An 18,372-nucleotide genomic window follows, 5' to 3' on the forward strand; every position below is an offset into this window, starting at 1 on the left:
CGTTCGGCCTTACCAATCCACTACCGAGCCATCCAGCGCATTATAGGATTCTGGGTTTTTCCAGTCGTGGCCAATTTTGTCCTTCATAAGTGCGTCATCTAGTTCGACGCCCAGCCCTGGCCCTTTGGGAATCATCACCGTACCATCGCTTTGCAGCTTGAACGGATTTTTTACATAGCCTTCACCCAGGGAGACCTGCTCCTGGACCAGAAAATTGGGTATGCTGGCTGCCAGATGCAGCCCCGCTGCCAGGGAGATTGGCCCCATTGGGTTATGAGGGGCAACGGGAACGTAATAGGCTTCGGCCATACCCGCAATCAGGCGGCCTTCAGTGATGCCTCCGGCGTGGCAGAGGTCGGGCTGGACAATGCTAACGGCTTTCTTTTCCAACAGTTCGCGGAAGCCCCATTTGGTGAAAATACGTTCGCCAGCGGCAATGGGCAGATGAGTGCCCCGCGCAATGTCGGCCAGGATATCCACGTTTTGCGCCTGACAGGGTTCTTCGACGAACATGGGTTGAAAGGGCTCCAATTGTTTGATGAGCACCTTAGCCGTTTGGGGCGAAATATTTCCGTGAAAGTCGATGGCAATGTCCATGTTCGGACCACCCGCTTCCCGCAATGAGGCAAAATTCTCGACCGCGTAGTTGATGAATTGTGGGTTCTCGACAATGTTGGCCGGGTTCTTATGCGCAACCCCCGTTTTGATAACGGTGTACCCTTCGGCCTTGCGCTTCTTTATGTCTTCCGCGTTGCTGGCCCGTCCATAAATCCGAACCCGATCGCGCGTAGGGCCGCCCAGCAATTCATAAACCGGTACATTTAGCAGCTTGCCTTTAATGTCCCACAGGGCATGATCGATGCCGCTCAATGCACTGGTCAGGATGGGGCCGCCCCGGTAAAACGCATGGCGGTAAATAGCCTGCCAATGGTGGACAACATGGCGTGGATCTTTACCAATCAGGTACGGTTCCACTTCTTTAATAGCGGTCTGGATCGTTAGTGCTCTGCCTTCGAGCAGGGGCTCCCCTAAGCCATGAACGCCTACATCGGTATGGATTTTCAGGAAAACCCAGCGGGGCTTCACCAGAAAGGTTTCGAGTTTTGTAATCTTCACCTTGCTGTAATCGGCAAAGTGCCCGGGACTGGCTGCGTAAGACGTTTGTGGCAATACCATTGTGCCCATGCCGGCCACACCCAATACAGATTGTATGGCAGAACGGCGCGATATGCCGGATTTTTTAGCTGGATGTTTCATTCGGGTTTGGTTAAATCGTGAGAGTTAATCGTTTAAGCAAGTCTGGAAAAAAAAGGAATTAGCTGGTTTTTGATGTACAGTTTATGGTTTTCGGTGCCGACCGCACCCGCCTGTCTTACGCTGGCCTGCCAATGCGATATCCACCGAAAACCATAAGCCAACTATCGGCCTACGGCCGAATAATCGTCCCGTCTATTTTACGAACCTGCCAGTTGGACTTGGTCGTGATCGGATACTTGGCCGCTTCCTTTTCATCAATATCGACGCCCAGCCCGGGTACTTCATTGACCGACATATACCCTTTGTTCATGGTGGGGCAGCCACTGAATACTGCCTGCGTCTTATCCGAAAACTGCACCGCTTCCTGAATCCCGAAATTCCAGACAGCCAGATCAATGTGGGCGTGGGCCGCGTGACCAACCGGCGAGACATCGCCCGGACCATGCCAGGCGGTGCGGATGTTGAACCACTCGCCCAATCGGGCTACTTTCATAGCGGGGGTGATGCCCCCAATTTGCGAGACGTGAATCCGGATGAAATCGAACCATTGGTTGACCATCGGCTCCTTGAACTCATTGATGTTGTTGAACAACTCGCCCATGGCAATGGGTACGGAGGTTGCCTGCCGGAGATTGGCGAACCACTTCATGTTCTCGGGCGAGAAGGGATCTTCAATGAAAAACGGGCGGTACTCTTCCACTTGCTTGATCATGTTGATGGCGTCGATAGGCTGCACCCGCTCGTGAATGTCGTGAAGTAATTCAATCTCGTCGCCACACTGTTTCCGAACGACTTCAAACATTTTGGGTACCGATTTCAGGTAGAGCCGCTCGTTCATATAGTTGTCGGTTTCACCCCCAAAGCCAGCTACTTTAAAGTCGGGTTTGTCGGCGGTGGCACCCACGGCTCCATAGCCGCCCTGCTGAATGCGGATATACTTGAACCCCTTTTCCATGAAGCTCTTCACACTATCGGCAGCTGCTTCGGGAGTGTTTCCGCCCGCGTGGGTGTAACAGGGGATAGCAAATCGTACTTTTCCGCCCAGCAGTTGGTATACCGGCATTTTTGCCCGTTTGCCTTTGATGTCCCAAAGTGCCTGATCTAGTCCGGAGAGGGCATTGTTAAGCACGGGGCCATTGCGCCAGTAGGAGCTGACATAAGCCGCCTGCCACATGTCTTCAATATTGTCCACGTCTTTGCCTACACAGAACTCGTTCAGATAGGTGTTGATGGCCACAATCACGGTGGCGGCCCGCTGGGTGAACGTAGCGCAGCCTAACCCATAGAGACCGGGTTCGGTGGTTTCCACTTTCACGACAATCAGGTTGGAACCTTGTGGAGCGGTAGCAATGGCCTTTACACTTTTGATCTTGACGGGAGCCATCCCGACGGCATACTGAGGCTTACCCTGTTGCTCGCGGGCTTCGGCGGTGGAGATGCCGCCAAACAGCCCTAGTACCCCGGCTGATGAGCCAAAGCCCAGCATTTTTAACGTATCGCGACGACTTTGATCGGTTTTATTCATGGGAGAATTGGTAGAGGGTTGAGCGATTTTACTTGACTGTTAATGAGTTCTTTTCTGACAGGATTTACAGGATAAACAGGATTATTTTTCATCTACACAATTCTGTTTATTCTGTAAATCCTGTCAGAAAAACATTACTTCTTATCCCACCAAACGCGGGTATCCAGCGTGTTGGGGCCCTGTCGGGTGATTGCTTCGTTCAAACTTCCTGAGTTAACGACAATCTCGCTATCGGGATAAGGCATGCGCCGGATGAAATCGCCTTTCACTTCAGAGCCGGGGTACGGATTTTTCTTCAGGGCGGGATAGCCACTGCGTCGGAAGTTGGCAAATGCCTCGGTGCCATCCAGGAAACTGGCCACCCAGTACTGTGTGTTAATCTGATCCAGTGCTTTACTGGCATCCAGCGGGTGGGCATCCAGATAGGCTTTGATTGCTGTTTCTGGAATGGCTGTTCCATACGACGCCATTTGTTCGAGGTTGGCCCGGATACCCTTGGCAAAATAATCGGCAGCTGTTCCGGCTACCCATCCCCGTACAGCCGCTTCGGCCAGATTGAACTGAACCTGCGCGTAGGTGATGTGGTATTCGGGCGCATCTAACTTGAGTACCGTGTTCAGGTTAACCTGCGAAAAATCCCACAGACTGACCACGTTGTTTTGCGCAAGTACTGTGGTAATCGATACGTCATTATAACCCATTGGCATACCAATCTGTACGGCTGGATCAGACGAAGCGCGCGCGGCTACCTGTTCCTGACCACCTTTGGCACCTACATAGCGCACGGCAAAAATGGGTAAGCGGGGGTCGTTGTTCTCTTTCAGGTAATTCACAAACGGTGCCGCGAGGTAGAAGTTGGTTTTTTCGCGGGCCGCTAAGTGGTTCGCAATGTAGTTGTTGTATATGGCGGTATGACGGAGAATCGAATTGTCGGCGTTGGATTGAAATACGCCCCCGGTTACAGCCTTTTTTACATACGTCTCGGCCATCGTGGGATCGACTTTGGTCAAACGCATACCGGCTCGCAGCATGAGTGAATAGCCCAGTTTTTTCCACTTGGCAACATCGCCCCCGTACAGGATATCGGTAACGACGGGTGTTTGGGCGGTGGTCAAAGCGGCTGAGGCTTCGTCGAGTTCCTTAAGAATATCCTTATAAATATCCTGCTGCGCATCGTATTTAGGCGTGATAATCTCCGTAGTGTAGCCCTGGCCTGCCTGAGAATAGGGAATATCCCCATAGGTATCGGTTAGGATCATGAATACATAGGCTTTCCAGATGCGGGCTGCGTTGTAAGTGTTGGATTGAAGCGGATCGCTCTTGGTTTGATCCAGCGTAGCTACCAGTTGCTTCAGCACGTTGCGGTAGAAGTTAGTCCAGACTAAGGGCGTGTTACTACCATTGATCTGGTCGTAATTGGCACCGGATAGCGAACTTCCATAGGGTGTAATGATCTGTTGAACAATCCCGAAATTGTAGGTCAGCATGCCCAGCGTACCAAAGCCATCGAGGTAATTGGTGCTGATGATTGCCTTGTTGAGAACCATTGACGGGGACAGCGAGGTTGGGTCCACCTTATTGGTATTGACCTCGTCGAAACCCTGATCGCAGCCTGATAGCAGGCTCAATGAGAGGAGTAGAGTAAGGGTATATTTTAGATTTGTTTTCATGATTTCTTTTTAGGTTTAACGAGTCATTGATTGTCATTCGCTGTCAGATAGTGCCATTGATCGCGCATGCGAAGAATGACGGCTATTGCCCATTCATGACGAGCAATGACCATGAATTAGAACCGAACGTTCAGGTTGAAGCCGATGCTACGAGTAGGTGGCAACCCTGGCCAGAAATCCAGCCCTACACCATTGTCGGACGAGACCAGTGCTTCTTCTGGGTCCATGTTTTCGGTCCATTTCTTAATGACCAGCACGTTGTTGGCTACCGCATTCAGTTTCAGGCCTTTGATGAACAGACCGGCTGGAAGTAGCTTGCCGAAATCATAGCCTAGCGAAAGCTGCCGTAGCTTCCAGAAACCCGCATTGAAAACAAAATCTTCGTTGATACCCAATGGGTTAATAGATTCATAGAAGGGTTGAACAGCGGCCTTGGTCTTGTTGATTTCTCCGTTCGGATTAACGCCGTTGCCAATTACATAGCCCACATCCCGGCCCGGCAGCGTCCGTTTCGACAGGCCGTGGCGCATGTAGTTTATGTTCCGGCCCGCAATCATTTTGTGGCCCAGTTTGAAATCAATCAGTACCGAAAGCGACAGGCCCCGGTAGGTGAACGTATTGGTGATACCTCCGAAGTAAGTGGGTAGGGCGTTGCCCACGTTCTTCAGCGTATTATTACGAAGTGGCATTCCGCTATTTTGGTCGAATACCTGACGTCCCTGGGCATCGCGCAGGTACGTGAACGTATACAACTGCCCAATGGGCTTACCAACCACCTGATTCAGCGTCCGGCCGCCACCGCTGCTTACGGTAATGACGGTATCATTGGGCGATAACCCTAAGCGCAGAACCTTGGAAGTATTATACGATGCGTTGGCGCTAACATCCCAACGGAATGCTGGTGTAACAATGGGCGAAAACGTCAATAACATCTCCAGCCCCTGGTTCATACTCCGGCCTACGTTGATCAGTTTGCTGGTGTAAGACGAGGCATCGGAGATCTGAGCTGCCAGAATCTGGTCGTCGGTTGTTTTATGGTAATAGGTAAAATCAAAGCCGACTTTATTATTAAACAGCTTTAACTCCAGACCCACCTCGGCTTCCTGAATGCGGAGTGGACGTAGGTTTTTGTTTGGAACTACGGTTGCGTTGATACCACCCACGGGTACAAGTTGTCCCGACGGATTAGGGAATGAGTTGTTGTCAACTGCGTAATAGAGTGCGTTGGAGTAAGGGTCTACATTGTCTGAGCCCACCTGTGCATAGGCCGCTCGTAATTTGCCGAAGGTAATCCATTCGGGTAGATTCTTGTAGGCCTGCGAGAATACGAAACTACCTGTTACGGATGGGTACAAAATACTTCGGTTAGACGGTGCCAGGGTTGAAAACCAGTCGTTCCGGGCCGTTACATTCAGGAAGAGGTAATCCTTGTAAGAGATCGTAGCGGCTCCAAACAGGGAGTTGATATTCTTTTCGGCGAGGGCGTAAATCGGGTTTTTGATCCGGCCGTTGGCTACCGTATACAGACCCGGCGTTACGAAATCCTGCACCGTTACGCTGTTGTAATCATTGCGGGCATACCGGGCGTTTCCACCCAAGGTTATATCGACACCAATCTTCCCAAACGTTTTATTGGCACCCAGAATAAAGTCAAGATTCCGTTCGGTATTCTGGCGAACATCCTGGGTATAGGAGCCATTTACGTAGCCAACCGGGGCTTTGGCAATGGGGGCATAGCCATTAGGTATGTTATAATCCTGATTGCGGATGTAATAATCCTGAGCGATCCTTGCCTGTAAATAAAGCCAGTCAGTAAACTGATATTTAAGGGCAATATTGCCGAACAGCCGGTCGCGCCGGATATTCTCAAAATGATGGCTCATGGAATAGTACGGGTTGTTCCGGACCAGAAAGCGCGAGAACACGAACTCATCGCCGTTGGCCTCGGTCTGATTATCCCGTAGGGCTTGAAACGGCATAGAGTTGGCGAGCGTGAAAACCACCGTCGAGACGGAGAAATCCTGGGTGTTCAGTTGGGGTGGGTTAATGTTGTTCTCTTTGGAGTAGTTGATATTTCCAGAAGCGGTCAGTTTACTGGTAATGTTCTGGCTAAAGCCCAGGTTAATTACTTTCCGATTGAAGGTATTGTTCTCCATAATCCCCCGGTTGTCAGTATTGCCAAAGGATAGGCTGAAGCCGCCGTTCTGGCCATTATTGGCTACGGTTACCGTATTGGTAAAGTTGGTGCCTACGCGGTAGAACTGTTTCACCCGATTATAAACAGGCTCATACGGGTAGGTCTTGTTGTCGAACAAGACCTGCGTCATGCCCGGCTGAAATTTCTCACCGAAACTCCATACTCCAGATGTTGGCCGGGTGGTGGTGGGCCGTATGCCGCCTTCTCCCTGCCCGTATTCATACTGAAAGTCGGTGAAGTCCAGTGGTGTATCGGTAGTGAGGTTTGTGTTGTAGGTAACGCCAAACCCTTTCCCCGCTCCCCGGCTTTTGGTGGTAATCATCACCACACCATCTTTAGCCCGTGAGCCATAAAGGGCTGCTGCTGTGGCTCCTTTCAGTACGGTCATGGTTTCAATATCGTCGGGATTGATACTGCTTAGTCCATCGCCCCCGTCTGAACTGTTGGCTGCACGAGAGCCAAAATCGCCCCCGAGGGAATAGTTGGAGTTATCGATGGGCACGCCATTCACTACAATCAGTGGGTTATTCTGTCCGCTAAACGACGACTGCCCGCGAATACGAATCTTGGCCGTTCCGGCAGGGCCTGTTCCCATCGTGGTAATATTGACACCCGCCATTTTTCCCTGAAGCCCGCTTACAAAATTGGGCGTGCGGTTAACAGAAATCTGTTCGGCGTTGACGGTGGCTGTTGCATAGCCCAGCGTTTTGGCTTCGCGTTTGATGCCAAGTGCCGTAACAATCACTTCGTCGATGGCTTTAGCATCTTCTGCTAATTGTACATTGATGATAGAGCGATTGTTAACGGGAACCGTTTGACTTACGTAGCTGATATAGGAGAAAATCAGCGACGCAGTGGCAGGCGCATTGATCGTATAGTTACCTGAGGCATCTGTAGTTGTACCCACCGATGTACCCCCTACCACTACGTTGACACCAGGCAGCCCCTGGTTATCCGGGCCGGTCACTTTACCGGTTACGCTATTGGTTTGTGCAAAGCCACAGCTACTGTAAAGCAGCAGCCATAGCAGAAACAGGTTTACAGGTTTTTTCATGATTAAGGAAAGTTTAAGAAAGGACACTCAAAAGGGCAGGAACAAATGTGATTCTGGAGATGCTTTGGATTCTCAGACACGCCCGAGAATCCAAAGCATCAATTACCAGTTATGAATTGACCCATCAGGGGCCTTCAACACCGGGTGCGGGAACTTCGTATTGGCTGTAATTTCCATCAGGAATGTGGCCTTCTTCGGGTCGAACTTTACACCTAAACCCGGTTCAGGATTTAGATATAATTTGCCATTTTTGAAGTTGACCAGGTCTTCGTTGAAATAAGCAGGGCGCTCGGGTTCACCGCCACCCAATTCCATCAGGCAGCGCATGGGGCTGCTGGAACCCAGCACATGAACCAGTGTAGCGGTGGCCAGTGGCCCGGTGAAGTGCGGAATCATACCCACATAATGAGTCTCACACATAGAAGCCAGCTTCTTGAATTCGGAAATGCCACCCGTATTGGGGAGGGTGAAGCGGGTGTAATCGATCAGGTGCTGCTCAATGAATGTATTGCTATCCCAGCGGTCGCCAAACTGCTCCCCAACGGCAATGGGTACGTTGGTCATGGCTCGTACCGTTTTGTATACGTCCGGGTTTTCTGAGCGTACAATGTCTTCTACGAAATACGGTTCCAGGTTTTCGAGAGCTTTGCAGATTTTGATCCCCTCGGTCGTATCAAATCGGGTATGCAGGTCAATAGCCCATTTGCCACCACCGCCTACAGCTGCGTCGATTCGTTTACACAACTCAATCGTTTTCTTGGCGTTGTCATAAAAATCAAAGGGTTGTTCACCATTGCCACCCGTTGGGCCAATCCGATAGGCTCGTAAACCGGCTTCAATACAATCGCGAGCCCGTTCCTCTTCAGTTTTGGCCTTCGATGCCCGAAATCCGGTGGCATAACATTCGACATACTCACGCGTGGCCCCGCCCAGCAGTTCATACACAGGAACACCCAGTGCCTTGCCTTTTAGATCCCATAGAGCCATGTCTAAGGCCCCTTGTGCATGGAGTTTTTCGCGGCCCGGTGGATAAAACATACCCCGGTATAGGTTCTGCCAGATGTGTTCGATGCGGAAGGGGTTTTCGCCAATCATCATCTGAGCGCACTGCTCGATCATGTCTTTGGAACCTCCTTCGCCAATGCCGATGATGCCCCCATCGGTTTCGATTTCGACGATACCACGTGCCTGATTGAAGAGGGGCTTGTTGTAGCCCGGTGCCGCGTAATACCGGATTTTGGTAATCTTTAATTTAGGGGGTGCTGCTAAAGCTTGGCTTAGGGGTAAGCCAGCCCATACGGATGCTGAACTGACAAGGGCTGATTTGAGAAAATGTCTTCGTTGCATAGATAAGGGATAAATAGGTTGCTTAATCGTTTAAGCAAATAGGCAAATAAACTATCAATTCTTGTTTTTTTGTTTTGAAGAGGCTCTGCTTACCAATTCTGCTGTCATAAGTACCTGCGTGGGTTCATTGAGATGATCTTTCATTTTTTTAACTAATAACGTAACCGCCGTTTTCCCTAGAAGCCCTATCGGTTGTTTGAGATAGGTAATTGGGCAATAGTAAAGGTCAAATGCTTCGGCCTGTCCAAAACTAACAATGGCCAGATCATCGGGTACTTTCAGGCTTAATTCATTGAGGTACTTTAAGCCGTTGATCGCCAGTCCATAAGTAGCAAAAAGCAGGGCATCAACGGGTTGAGTAACGGTGGTTAGCTCGTTGATGGCAACTCTTACTTCCTGCTCAATGTGATTAATGCGAATTTTTTTCAGCCACTCGTTTATAAATGGTAGTTCATTGTCTTGCAAGGCATCCCGATACCCACGTATGCGTTCCTGCATGTGATACATATCGGATTCGTAGGCAATCATCCCAATCCGTTTATAGCCATTGGAAATCAAGTGATCTGTTCCATCATAGGCGGCTTTATAGTGATCGGTGGAAACAAAATCCGATTGAATGTCGGGGAAGTACCGGTCCAGCAACACAAACGGAATATGCTTCTCTTTCAACATCAATACCTGCTCCGAGGAGCCTTCGGCAGAAACAACAATGAAGCCGTCTACCTGTCGTGTTATCAGTACATCCAGTAAGTCCCGGGATTTATCGGCGTTCTCGTCCGAACTGCCAATAATAACGGTGTATCCATTTTGTTTTGCTTCGTCTTCTACAATCCGGGCAATGTTGGCAAAGAAAGGGTTCGATATATCCGCGATAATCAGGCCAATTGTTTGGGTTTTGCCGCTTCGCAAACTCTTGGCCAGATAATTAGGCTGATAATTTAATTCAGCCGCGATCTGCCTGATTTTACCCGCGATCTCCTCACCAACCCGACTTTCTTTCTCCTTCCCATTCAGCACGTAGGATACTAACGCTGTCGAAACCTGTGCTTTCTGAGCAATATCTTTTAACGAAACTTTCTTTTTACTCACCTGGAGTTGCAGCGTTTATTTTTTAGATTGTACACTACGATTAATTGCTTTTTAATACGCCAAATATAAGCTTAAACGATTAAGTATTGTACGATAAGTGATTTTTTTTGTTTTTTTTTATGAATGAGCACTAGAGCATTTCATGGAAGCTTCTTCTAATTCAGGATAACCGCTCGCCTGAGTTTCTCCAATTCACCTTCGATTGGCGCTGATTATCTGATCATTCGTGTTTAGGGAATCTTAAGACGCATAGGATCTGCAAAACGAGCACTTTAACCCAATAGATAGTTGTATCTCACTGGTGACATAATTAGCTCTGCCGCTGTTTCTTAATAAAATAGTAGTTATATTGCACACAGGGTTCCAGAGAACAAAAAACGCCGGACTCATCACAGTTCCGGCGTTTGTGCATTCTTTTCTTAACTTAAACGCTTACGAGCGTCAACTTAATGACGCATTCATTACACCAATGTTGCACTCAATAACCACTGTTATTTAAGTGGTCAAATAGGTGTACAAGTGGTCAATAAAAAAAGCCGGGACTTATGGTTCCGGCTTTTTTGTGTCAATGGCAAAAAGGTTAGGGAGGTACTAAGCGGAATTGAACAATTTCCTTAGTTTTGTTGTACGCATCAAGGATTGTTGGCAATAACTTAATTGCCAGACCAGTTAGCGTTATAAGCGAATGGATAATGTAAAATGAATAATGACCGATGAAAATTAGCTTGGTAATCAGAGTAGATGCTAGCTGCATTAACCATTATTCATTTTACATTGTCCATTTACTTAATACCAAGGTGCGGGTAAATCGTAGTCTGCTGTTGGAGATTATCAACCCAATGTAGCCGATAGTGGTAGTAAAATAACCACGTACAAATTGCCAGTCTACCTAACCACAAAAGCGAAGTACATTTGCTTTCAAACCAGCATTTCTACATGAATACGAAATCAACCCTAAGCCTATATCCCTGGAGACACTTTTATCCCAAAGGAGTCCCGGAAGAAATTAATCCGGATGCTTACCCATCATTGGCTGCCCTTTTAGAAGAGGGTTGTCGTCGATTTACGGATCGCCCTGCTTATGCATGCATGGGTAAACAGATCACATTTGGTGAATTAGAGACGCTATCCGCTCAGTTTGCATCGTTTTTGCAAAATGATCTGGGCCTCCAGAAAGGGGATAGACTGGCTATCCAGATGCCCAATACGCTACAATATCCAGTAGCTATGTTTGGTGCTTTGCGGGCAGGTTTGGCCGTAGTCAATACGAACCCGCTTTATACCCCCCGAGAAATGCAGCACCAGTTCAAAGACTCGGGCGCAAAAGCCATTGTGATACTGTCCAATTTTGCCAGTAATCTGGAAAAAATCATAGACCGTACAGACATTCAGCATGTTGTAATCACACAGTTGGGCGATTTGCTGGGCTTTCCCAAAAAGCAGATCGTCAATGCCGTGGTTAAGTATGTCAAAAAACTGGTGCCTGCTTATAAGCTGCCTGAAGCTATATCGTTCAATGATGCCTTGAGCCGGGGACGTACGCAGCCCTTTAAGCCAGTAGCTATTCAGAATACGGATCTGGCGTTTGTTCAGTATACGGGTGGTACAACAGGCGTTTCGAAAGGGGCTATGCTGACCCATCGGAACATCATATCCAACGTAGAAGGGCAGCACTACTGGATGAAGCCAGGTGGTGTACCCGAAGGTGAAGGCATCATTGTGGCTGCATTGCCTCTTTATCATGTATACGCCTTGACAACGAACGCATTAGCGGCTTTGAAAAGCGGGGATATGAACCTGCTCATTACCAATCCCCGCGACATGAATACATTCATTGACGATCTGAAAAAATATAAAATTACGGCCTTTACGGGGGTCAATACCCTTTATAATGGTCTACTTAACAACCCACGAATTGGTGAAGTCGATTTTAGCCATCTGAGAGTTACCTCGGCGGGAGGCATGGCGTTACAAACGTCGGTGGCCGAACGGTGGGCTAAACTCACTGGGAATACGCCCTGCGAAGGGTATGGACTTACTGAAACGTCGCCGGTACTGTGCTCAAACCCTATTGATGGTACGGTGCGTGTTGGGACTATTGGCATTCCCTGGCCCAGTACGGAGATGAAAATTATTCGCGAAGATGGTACTGATGCGCCCATCGGTGAAGCCGGTGAGATTGTGGCTAGAGGCCCGCAGGTATTTAAGGGATATTATAATCGCCCTGAGGAAACGGCCCAGTCTATGATGGGTGATTGGTTTAAAACCGGCGATGTTGGTGTGATGAACGAAGACGGGTTCTTTAAGATCGTTGACCGAAAAAAGGATATGATCTTGGTATCGGGCTTCAACGTGTACCCGAACGAGATTGAGGATGTTGTAGCCCAGTGTCCAGGTGTACTGGAAGTAGCCTGTATAGGTGTTCCCGACGAAAAATCGACAGAAGTAGTCAAGATCTTTGTCGTAAAGAAAGATCCAAATCTCACTACTGAGGCTATCAAAGAATTCTGCCGCGAGAATCTAACTCCCTACAAAGTGCCCCGCGTTATTGAGTTCCGGACGGAGTTGCCTAAGTCGAACGTAGGTAAAATCCTGCGTAAACCCCTTCGTGACGAAGAACTGGCGAAGTTGAAGAAATAAATGTTTTTGGTGGAGTGAGTGAAGTAAGTGGAGTGGGTGTAATAGGTGAAAGTAGTCTTCCTCACTTGACCTATTACACCCACTCCACTTACTTCACCAAAAACCAAATTAAGCCGCTAACAGGGATTGGGCGGGCTTGGCTTCGAGTATGAGTAGCTCTTGTTGAAATCCTTTTACCTGTTTGATAAATCGGCTGGCTTTCCGGCGCGATACTTCTATTAAGTCTCCATTGACCAGGCTTACGCTGAGTTGTTGGTGCTCTGGATGGAGAGCTTCTATATACAGCAGATTGATAATGTTTTTTTTGTGAGGTCGCACAAATACTTTTGGTGACAGGCGGCTCTCCATTTTCTTTAACGTGAGCGATACCATTAACTGGCTGCCATCGGCAAAGTGAAATAAGGTATAGTTTCCTTCCCCCTCTAACCGCACAATACGATGCATAGGCATTTTCTTACGACATCCCCAGAAGGGGAGGGTTAAATCAGGCAGCGCAAATTGTGGGGCAATTTGCTCAACATACACATTCGTAAGTGGTTTGGCCAATAAAGGTGTTTTCATACTAGATTGGTGGTGTGAATAAACGAGCCGTAAATAACTTAATCAAGAAAGATCAGTTAGTATGCTTCTGCTCTAGCAAGTTTACACAAAATTCAGTATCAAGCAATTAGGAAGATTAAGATTTATTTTTGTACAAAAACATTGTTCCTGAAACTCGTATCGGTGGCTTAATGCAATAGGTGAAATCTAGGCTTGATTAACGCATAATAACGGGTCTGACGAACTTATTAAGTCACTTTCGCCTTCACAATTGCAGAACCAGTCTCATAAGAATCAGCATGGCAACCCTGCTTGATTTAGTCGGTAATACCCCATTGGTTGAGTTGAACCGCCTGAATCCAAATCCTAAGGTTAAATTATACGGTAAACTTGAAGGTAATAATCCTGGCGGTAGTGTGAAGGACCGGGCTGCGGTCAGCATGATTCAGGGTGCTCTAACCAGAGGAGATCTCAAACCGGGAATGAAGTTGATTGAAGCAACCAGCGGCAATACCGGCATTGCTTTAGCCATGATTGCGCGGTTGTATGACATCGAAATCGAGTTAGTGATGCCTGCGAACTCAACGCGTGAGCGGGTCTTGACGATGGAAGCCTTTGGTGCAACAGTCACCCTGACAGAAACGATTGAAAATGCCCGCGACTATGCTGAAGAGCAGGTAGGGAAAGGGGGCTTTCTGATGCTCAATCAGTTTGGTAATCCTGACAACTATTTGGCTCATTATCGCACCACAGGCCCCGAAATCTGGCGCGATACCGATGGAGAAATCACCCATTTCGTTTCATCAATGGGTACTACGGGCACAATTATGGGTACTTCACGCTATCTGAAAGAACAAAATCCCGCCGTACAGATTGTAGGATGCCAGCCTACGGATGGCTCCTCAATTCCGGGAATCCGGAAATGGCCAGAAGCCTATTTGCCCAAAATTTTTGAACCCCAGCGTGTCGATCGGGTCATGGAAGTATCCGCAGATGAAGCCACCTTGATGACGCGCAAATTAGCCAGCGTTGAAGGCGTTTTTGCGGGTATGAGCAGCGGAGGTGCCGTTCATGCAGCTAGTCAACTGGCGCAGGAACTAGAGTCGGGCCTGATCGTTTGCATCATCTGTGACCGGGGAGATCGGTATTTATCATCGGACTTATTTGGGTAAACCTAACCAATTTTTGAAAGCCGTTTAGGTTTATAGGCGTATTTTTGCGGGTATGTACAAGCGCATTATCCTACCGATCTTGTTTCGTTTCGACGCCGAAACCATTCACCATACCGTTACGACTTTACTCAAACTAGCACTGGCGATTCCAGGAATATCGGCTATTTGCCGAAAACTATACGTTCTGGAGGACAAACGTTTAAACCGAACCGTTTTTGGCCTGACATTTCCGAACCCAATAGGCATGGCGGCTGGCTTCGATAAAAATGCCGACTTAGTGAGTGAGTTAAGTGATCTCGGATTTGGGTTTGTGGAGATTGGAACGGTAACTCCGCGCCCCCAGCCGGGTAACGACCGCCCCCGTTTGTTTCGTTTGAAAGCCGATGGTGGGTTAATAAACCGAATGGGATTTAACAATAAAGGAGTTGGTCCGGCTGCTGAACGGCTTCGACACTTTTCCCGAAATCGGGGAAATCGGCAAGTGATTGTTGGGGGTAATATTGGCAAAAATAAAGATACGCCCAATGAAAGTGCATTGACGGATTACCTGCTTAGTTTCCGGGAGTTATTCGATACTGTCGATTATTTCGTAGTGAACGTTAGTTCGCCAAATACCCCTGGCTTACGTGATTTGCAGGAACGCGAACCGCTCACAAAATTGCTAACCGCTCTTCAGCAGGAAAATCATCAACGTACCGCACCTAAACCAATTCTGCTAAAAATAGCACCCGATCTGACGAATGGGCAGTTAGATGATATTATCTCCATTGTAGCAGAAACAGGCATTGCAGGCGTCATTGCGACTAATACAACCATCAGCCGCGCTGGTTTGAAAACAAGTCCGGCGGATGTTGAGCAGATTGGTGCGGGTGGAGTGAGTGGGCAACCCTTGCGTGAGCGATCTACTGAGGTGATTCGGTATTTGCATCAGCAATCGGGGGGTACATTCCCTATTATTGGTGTTGGTGGTATTGCTTCGGCCGAGGATGCTCAGGAGAAACTACAGGCCGGTGCCAGCCTGGTGCAGGTTTATACCAGTTTTATTTACGAAGGCCCAGGTTTGGCTAAGCGTATCAATAAAGCACTAATAGGGAGTAGTTTGCAAAAGTAAACATTACATACTATCCGCTGGGCCCTCCCTTTATAAGTCTCCCATTCAATAAGGAATCGCAATATTTTGCGACACTACACGCTTTTTCGTTAAAAAGTGGGAAATTTACCCTACTGCGATAGCTTTAACCCAACGCAAATGGCACAGCCAACGACATCTCCACGCCAGAATACGCTCCGACGAACCACCGACAAGAATGAACCTCGTCCGCGCATACCGAATGGTAAACCGGCTGGCCGTTCTCAGGGGCCTTCATTTAACTGGGGAGCTGCGCTCGACCGGTGGTTTACGGACCAGCGTTCGACCCTGACACTCGGCGTTTTAATGATGGTTATTGCAATCGGCTTGATGGTTGCTTTTATATCCTACTTGCTCAATGGTCCTGCCGACCAGAGCGTGGTGGGGGCTGCTTTCTCGGAGCCATTGGCCGAATCGGCTACCGAAACCCGAAATTGGGTTGGGTTAGTTGGCGCTTATATCGCTCACGCGTTTGTGTTCCGTTGGTTTGGGGTAGGGGCGCTTGCCTTGCCGATCATTGTATTCCTGGCGGGTTACAAACTGACGTTTAAAATTGAGTTGCTGCCTTTAAGTCGAACAACTACAGCTTTGTTATTCGCTGCTGTCTGGTGTAGTCTTATTCTAGGCTATATCGTATTGGTAACAGACTCAGCCGAAACGGCCAGTATCTGGTGTGGAGGTATTGGCTACGAACTGAACGCTGCACTTTATAGCCTGTTTGGCTGGGGAAATTTGGCCTTCATCAGCTTTCTATTGTTCTTGTTTGTTGTCTATTTCTTCGATATCCAGCATATAAAAATGCCGAGTTTTTCGAGGCCGGTTCGCCCTCAAACTTGGAGACGCTCTGATAACCCATTGCAAACCTATGAGGAGAGTGAGTTTGAGCAGAATGAATATAACGAGTTCGAAGATCAGGAAATGGCAGAAGAGTCCATACCGAATGCGACAATCGAACCAGTTAATTCGTTCGTAAACAACCATGAGGTCGATGCGGATACGATCCCGCAAACACCAGTTGCCGAGAATACGCCAAAAACAACCGGTGTTACACTGACCATCAAAAATCGGGATGTCATACCAGACGATCAAGTTGATGATGAAGAACTCAGTGCTACACCAGCTCCCACGTTTGAACCAGACCCTTTTGACGATGATGACTTAGTTGCCGTGCATGGTCTGTATGATCCTACTCTTGACCTGCCGCAATACCAGTACCCAACCAACGACCTGCTGACCGAGTATCAGAATAGCCGAAAAGCACAGGTTTCGGATGACGAACTGACGGCTAATAAAGAGAAAATCGAAAATACGCTGCGGAATTTCGGTATTGAAATCGACTCCATTCAGGCGTCTATTGGACCTACGGTCACGCTGTATGAGATTATACCGGCCAAAGGCGTTCGGATTTCCAAGATTAAGAGTCTGGAAGACGATATTGCCTTAAGCTTATCGGCTTTGGGTATTCGTATTATTGCCCCGATGCCCGGCATGGGAACTATTGGTATCGAGGTACCGAATAAGAACCGCGAGATGGTATCAATGCGGTCGATGATTTCGAGTGAGGCTTTTAGTAGCAGTAAATTCGACCTGCCAATCGTGCTGGGTAAAACCATATCGAATGAGATTTATGTGGCCGATCTTGCCAAAATGCCCCACTTGCTTATGGCTGGGGCAACTGGGCAGGGTAAGTCCGTTGGGTTGAATGTGCTCCTTACTTCACTGATCTATAAGAAGCATCCCTCGCAGTTGAAACTCGTTCTGGTTGACCCTAAAAAGGTTGAACTAACGCTCTTTAATAAGCTGGAACGGCATTTCCTGGCAAAACTGCCCGATGCCGAGGAGCCTATTATTACCGATACCAAGAAGGTTGTCAACACGCTGAATTCGCTTTGTATTGAAATGGACAACCGTTATAATCTGCTGAAAGATGCAGGTTGCCGGAATCTGAAAGAATACAACGCCAAGTTTGTAAAACGTCGGCTCAATCCCGAAAAAGGCCACCGCTTTCTGCCATACATCGTCCTGATCGTTGATGAGTTAGCCGACTTGATGATGACGGCAGGTAAAGAAGTTGAACAGCCCATTGCCCGCTTGGCTCAGTTAGCACGGGCTATTGGCATTCACCTGGTTGTAGCCACGCAACGGCCATCGGTAAACGTGATTACGGGGCTAATCAAGGCCAACTTCCCCGCTCGTTTGTCGTTTAAAGTAACGTCAAAAATAGATTCACGCACTATTTTAGATACAGGCGGAGCGGAACAGTTAGTAGGTATGGGCGACATGCTGCTCTCATCGAACTCGGAAATTATCCGGCTACAGTGCCCTTTTGTTGATACGAACGAGATTGAAGATCTCTGCGAATATGTAGGCAACCAGCGTGGGTATGACGATGCTTACGCACTTCCTGAGTTTGTTGGCGATGAGGGCGGACAGAACGACGAAAAAGATGTGGATCTCGATAATCGGGACCCAATGTTCGATGAGGCTGCCCGGTTGATTGTTATTCACCAGCAAGGCAGCACGTCCCTGATTCAACGTAAGCTCAAACTCGGCTATAATCGCGCCGGACGCCTGATTGACCAATTGGAGGCTGCTAAAATTGTGGGCGCATTTGAGGGTAGTAAAGCCCGGGACGTACTTGTTCAGGATTTACAAACGTTAGAAGAAATCTTAAAAAGACTTAAAGGAGACTAGTTGTGAACTAGATCGCGTAACTATTAAACTTTTCGCTTAAAATTCCCGTCTAAGTACT

The 18,372-nt window shown here is 48.2% G+C and carries 11 protein-coding genes; 4 read left to right on the top strand and 7 right to left on the bottom strand.

The window, feature by feature from the left end; genetic code table 11:
- Positions 1-9 precede the first annotated feature (9 nt).
- The 6 genes from dgoD to ACYVGO_RS03685 all read right to left on the bottom strand — a co-directional run bounded on the left by dgoD (position 10) and on the right by ACYVGO_RS03685 (position 10,139).
- On the bottom strand, positions 10-1,257 hold the full coding sequence (dgoD, locus tag ACYVGO_RS03660) for a galactonate dehydratase (RefSeq protein WP_142770470.1): 1,248 nt from the start codon (positions 1,255-1,257) through the stop codon (positions 10-12).
- A 169-nt stretch (positions 1,258-1,426) separates the two neighbouring features.
- A complete protein-coding gene (locus tag ACYVGO_RS03665) occupies positions 1,427-2,782 on the bottom strand; it encodes an enolase C-terminal domain-like protein (protein WP_460967603.1) in 1,356 nt (451 codons plus the stop codon).
- A 134-nt stretch (positions 2,783-2,916) separates the two neighbouring features.
- Positions 2,917-4,452: a SusD/RagB family nutrient-binding outer membrane lipoprotein gene (locus ACYVGO_RS03670; protein WP_142770472.1), complete on the bottom strand. Its 1,536-nt coding sequence runs from the start codon at positions 4,450-4,452 to the stop codon at positions 2,917-2,919.
- 116 nt (positions 4,453-4,568) lie between these two features.
- Entirely contained in the window at positions 4,569-7,703 is a 3,135-nt protein-coding gene (locus ACYVGO_RS03675; RefSeq protein ID WP_460967605.1) for a SusC/RagA family TonB-linked outer membrane protein, read from the bottom strand.
- A 102-nt stretch (positions 7,704-7,805) separates the two neighbouring features.
- On the bottom strand, positions 7,806-9,050 hold the full coding sequence (locus ACYVGO_RS03680; RefSeq protein WP_142770474.1) for a mandelate racemase/muconate lactonizing enzyme family protein: 1,245 nt from the start codon (positions 9,048-9,050) through the stop codon (positions 7,806-7,808).
- Positions 9,051-9,104: 54 nt separating this feature from the next.
- Positions 9,105-10,139 carry a LacI family DNA-binding transcriptional regulator gene (locus ACYVGO_RS03685; RefSeq protein ID WP_142770475.1) on the bottom strand — a complete coding sequence of 345 codons (1,035 nt, stop codon included), beginning with the start codon at positions 10,137-10,139 and terminating at the stop codon, positions 9,105-9,107.
- A gap of 936 nt (positions 10,140-11,075) precedes the next feature.
- On the opposite strand from ACYVGO_RS03685, the gene ACYVGO_RS03690 reads away from it, so the two are divergent.
- Positions 11,076-12,779, top strand: a complete 1,704-nt coding sequence (locus tag ACYVGO_RS03690) for an AMP-binding protein (protein WP_460967607.1) — start codon at positions 11,076-11,078, stop codon at positions 12,777-12,779.
- Positions 12,780-12,887: 108 nt separating this feature from the next.
- Here the strand turns inward: ACYVGO_RS03690 and ACYVGO_RS03695 are convergent, their stop codons facing one another.
- Positions 12,888-13,340, bottom strand: coding sequence for a LytR/AlgR family response regulator transcription factor (locus ACYVGO_RS03695; protein ID WP_142770477.1), 453 nt, complete (start codon positions 13,338-13,340; stop codon positions 12,888-12,890).
- A gap of 278 nt (positions 13,341-13,618) precedes the next feature.
- Here ACYVGO_RS03695 and cysM point away from each other — a divergent pair, with 278 nt between their 5' ends.
- From cysM to ACYVGO_RS03710, 3 genes are all read left to right on the top strand, one after another.
- A complete protein-coding gene (gene cysM / locus ACYVGO_RS03700; protein WP_142770478.1) occupies positions 13,619-14,491 on the top strand; it encodes a cysteine synthase CysM in 873 nt (290 codons plus the stop codon).
- Positions 14,492-14,543: 52 nt separating this feature from the next.
- Complete coding sequence (locus ACYVGO_RS03705) at positions 14,544-15,602, top strand: quinone-dependent dihydroorotate dehydrogenase (RefSeq protein ID WP_460967609.1); 1,059 nt, start codon at positions 14,544-14,546, stop codon at positions 15,600-15,602.
- A gap of 138 nt (positions 15,603-15,740) precedes the next feature.
- Entirely contained in the window at positions 15,741-18,314 is a 2,574-nt protein-coding gene (locus ACYVGO_RS03710; RefSeq protein ID WP_460967611.1) for an FtsK/SpoIIIE family DNA translocase, read from the top strand.
- Positions 18,315-18,372: the final 58 nt, after the last annotated feature.

Source organism: Spirosoma migulaei, assembly GCF_054776855.1.

Bases quoted from the DNA above. Each gene is read 5' to 3' on its own strand.
- dgoD (WP_142770470.1), bottom strand. From the start codon at position 1,257: ATGAAACATCCAGCTAAAAAATCCGGCATATCGCGCCGTTCTGCCATA.
- ACYVGO_RS03665 (WP_460967603.1), bottom strand. From the start codon at position 2,782: ATGAATAAAACCGATCAAAGTCGTCGCGATACGTTAAAAATGCTGGGC.
- ACYVGO_RS03670 (WP_142770472.1), bottom strand. From the start codon at position 4,452: ATGAAAACAAATCTAAAATATACCCTTACTCTACTCCTCTCATTGAGC.
- ACYVGO_RS03675 (WP_460967605.1), bottom strand. From the start codon at position 7,703: ATGAAAAAACCTGTAAACCTGTTTCTGCTATGGCTGCTGCTTTACAGT.
- ACYVGO_RS03680 (WP_142770474.1), bottom strand. From the start codon at position 9,050: ATGCAACGAAGACATTTTCTCAAATCAGCCCTTGTCAGTTCAGCATCC.
- ACYVGO_RS03690 (WP_460967607.1), top strand. From the start codon at position 11,076: ATGAATACGAAATCAACCCTAAGCCTATATCCCTGGAGACACTTTTAT.
- ACYVGO_RS03695 (WP_142770477.1), bottom strand. From the start codon at position 13,340: ATGAAAACACCTTTATTGGCCAAACCACTTACGAATGTGTATGTTGAG.
- cysM (WP_142770478.1), top strand. From the start codon at position 13,619: ATGGCAACCCTGCTTGATTTAGTCGGTAATACCCCATTGGTTGAGTTG.
- ACYVGO_RS03705 (WP_460967609.1), top strand. From the start codon at position 14,544: ATGTACAAGCGCATTATCCTACCGATCTTGTTTCGTTTCGACGCCGAA.
- ACYVGO_RS03710 (WP_460967611.1), top strand. From the start codon at position 15,741: ATGGCACAGCCAACGACATCTCCACGCCAGAATACGCTCCGACGAACC.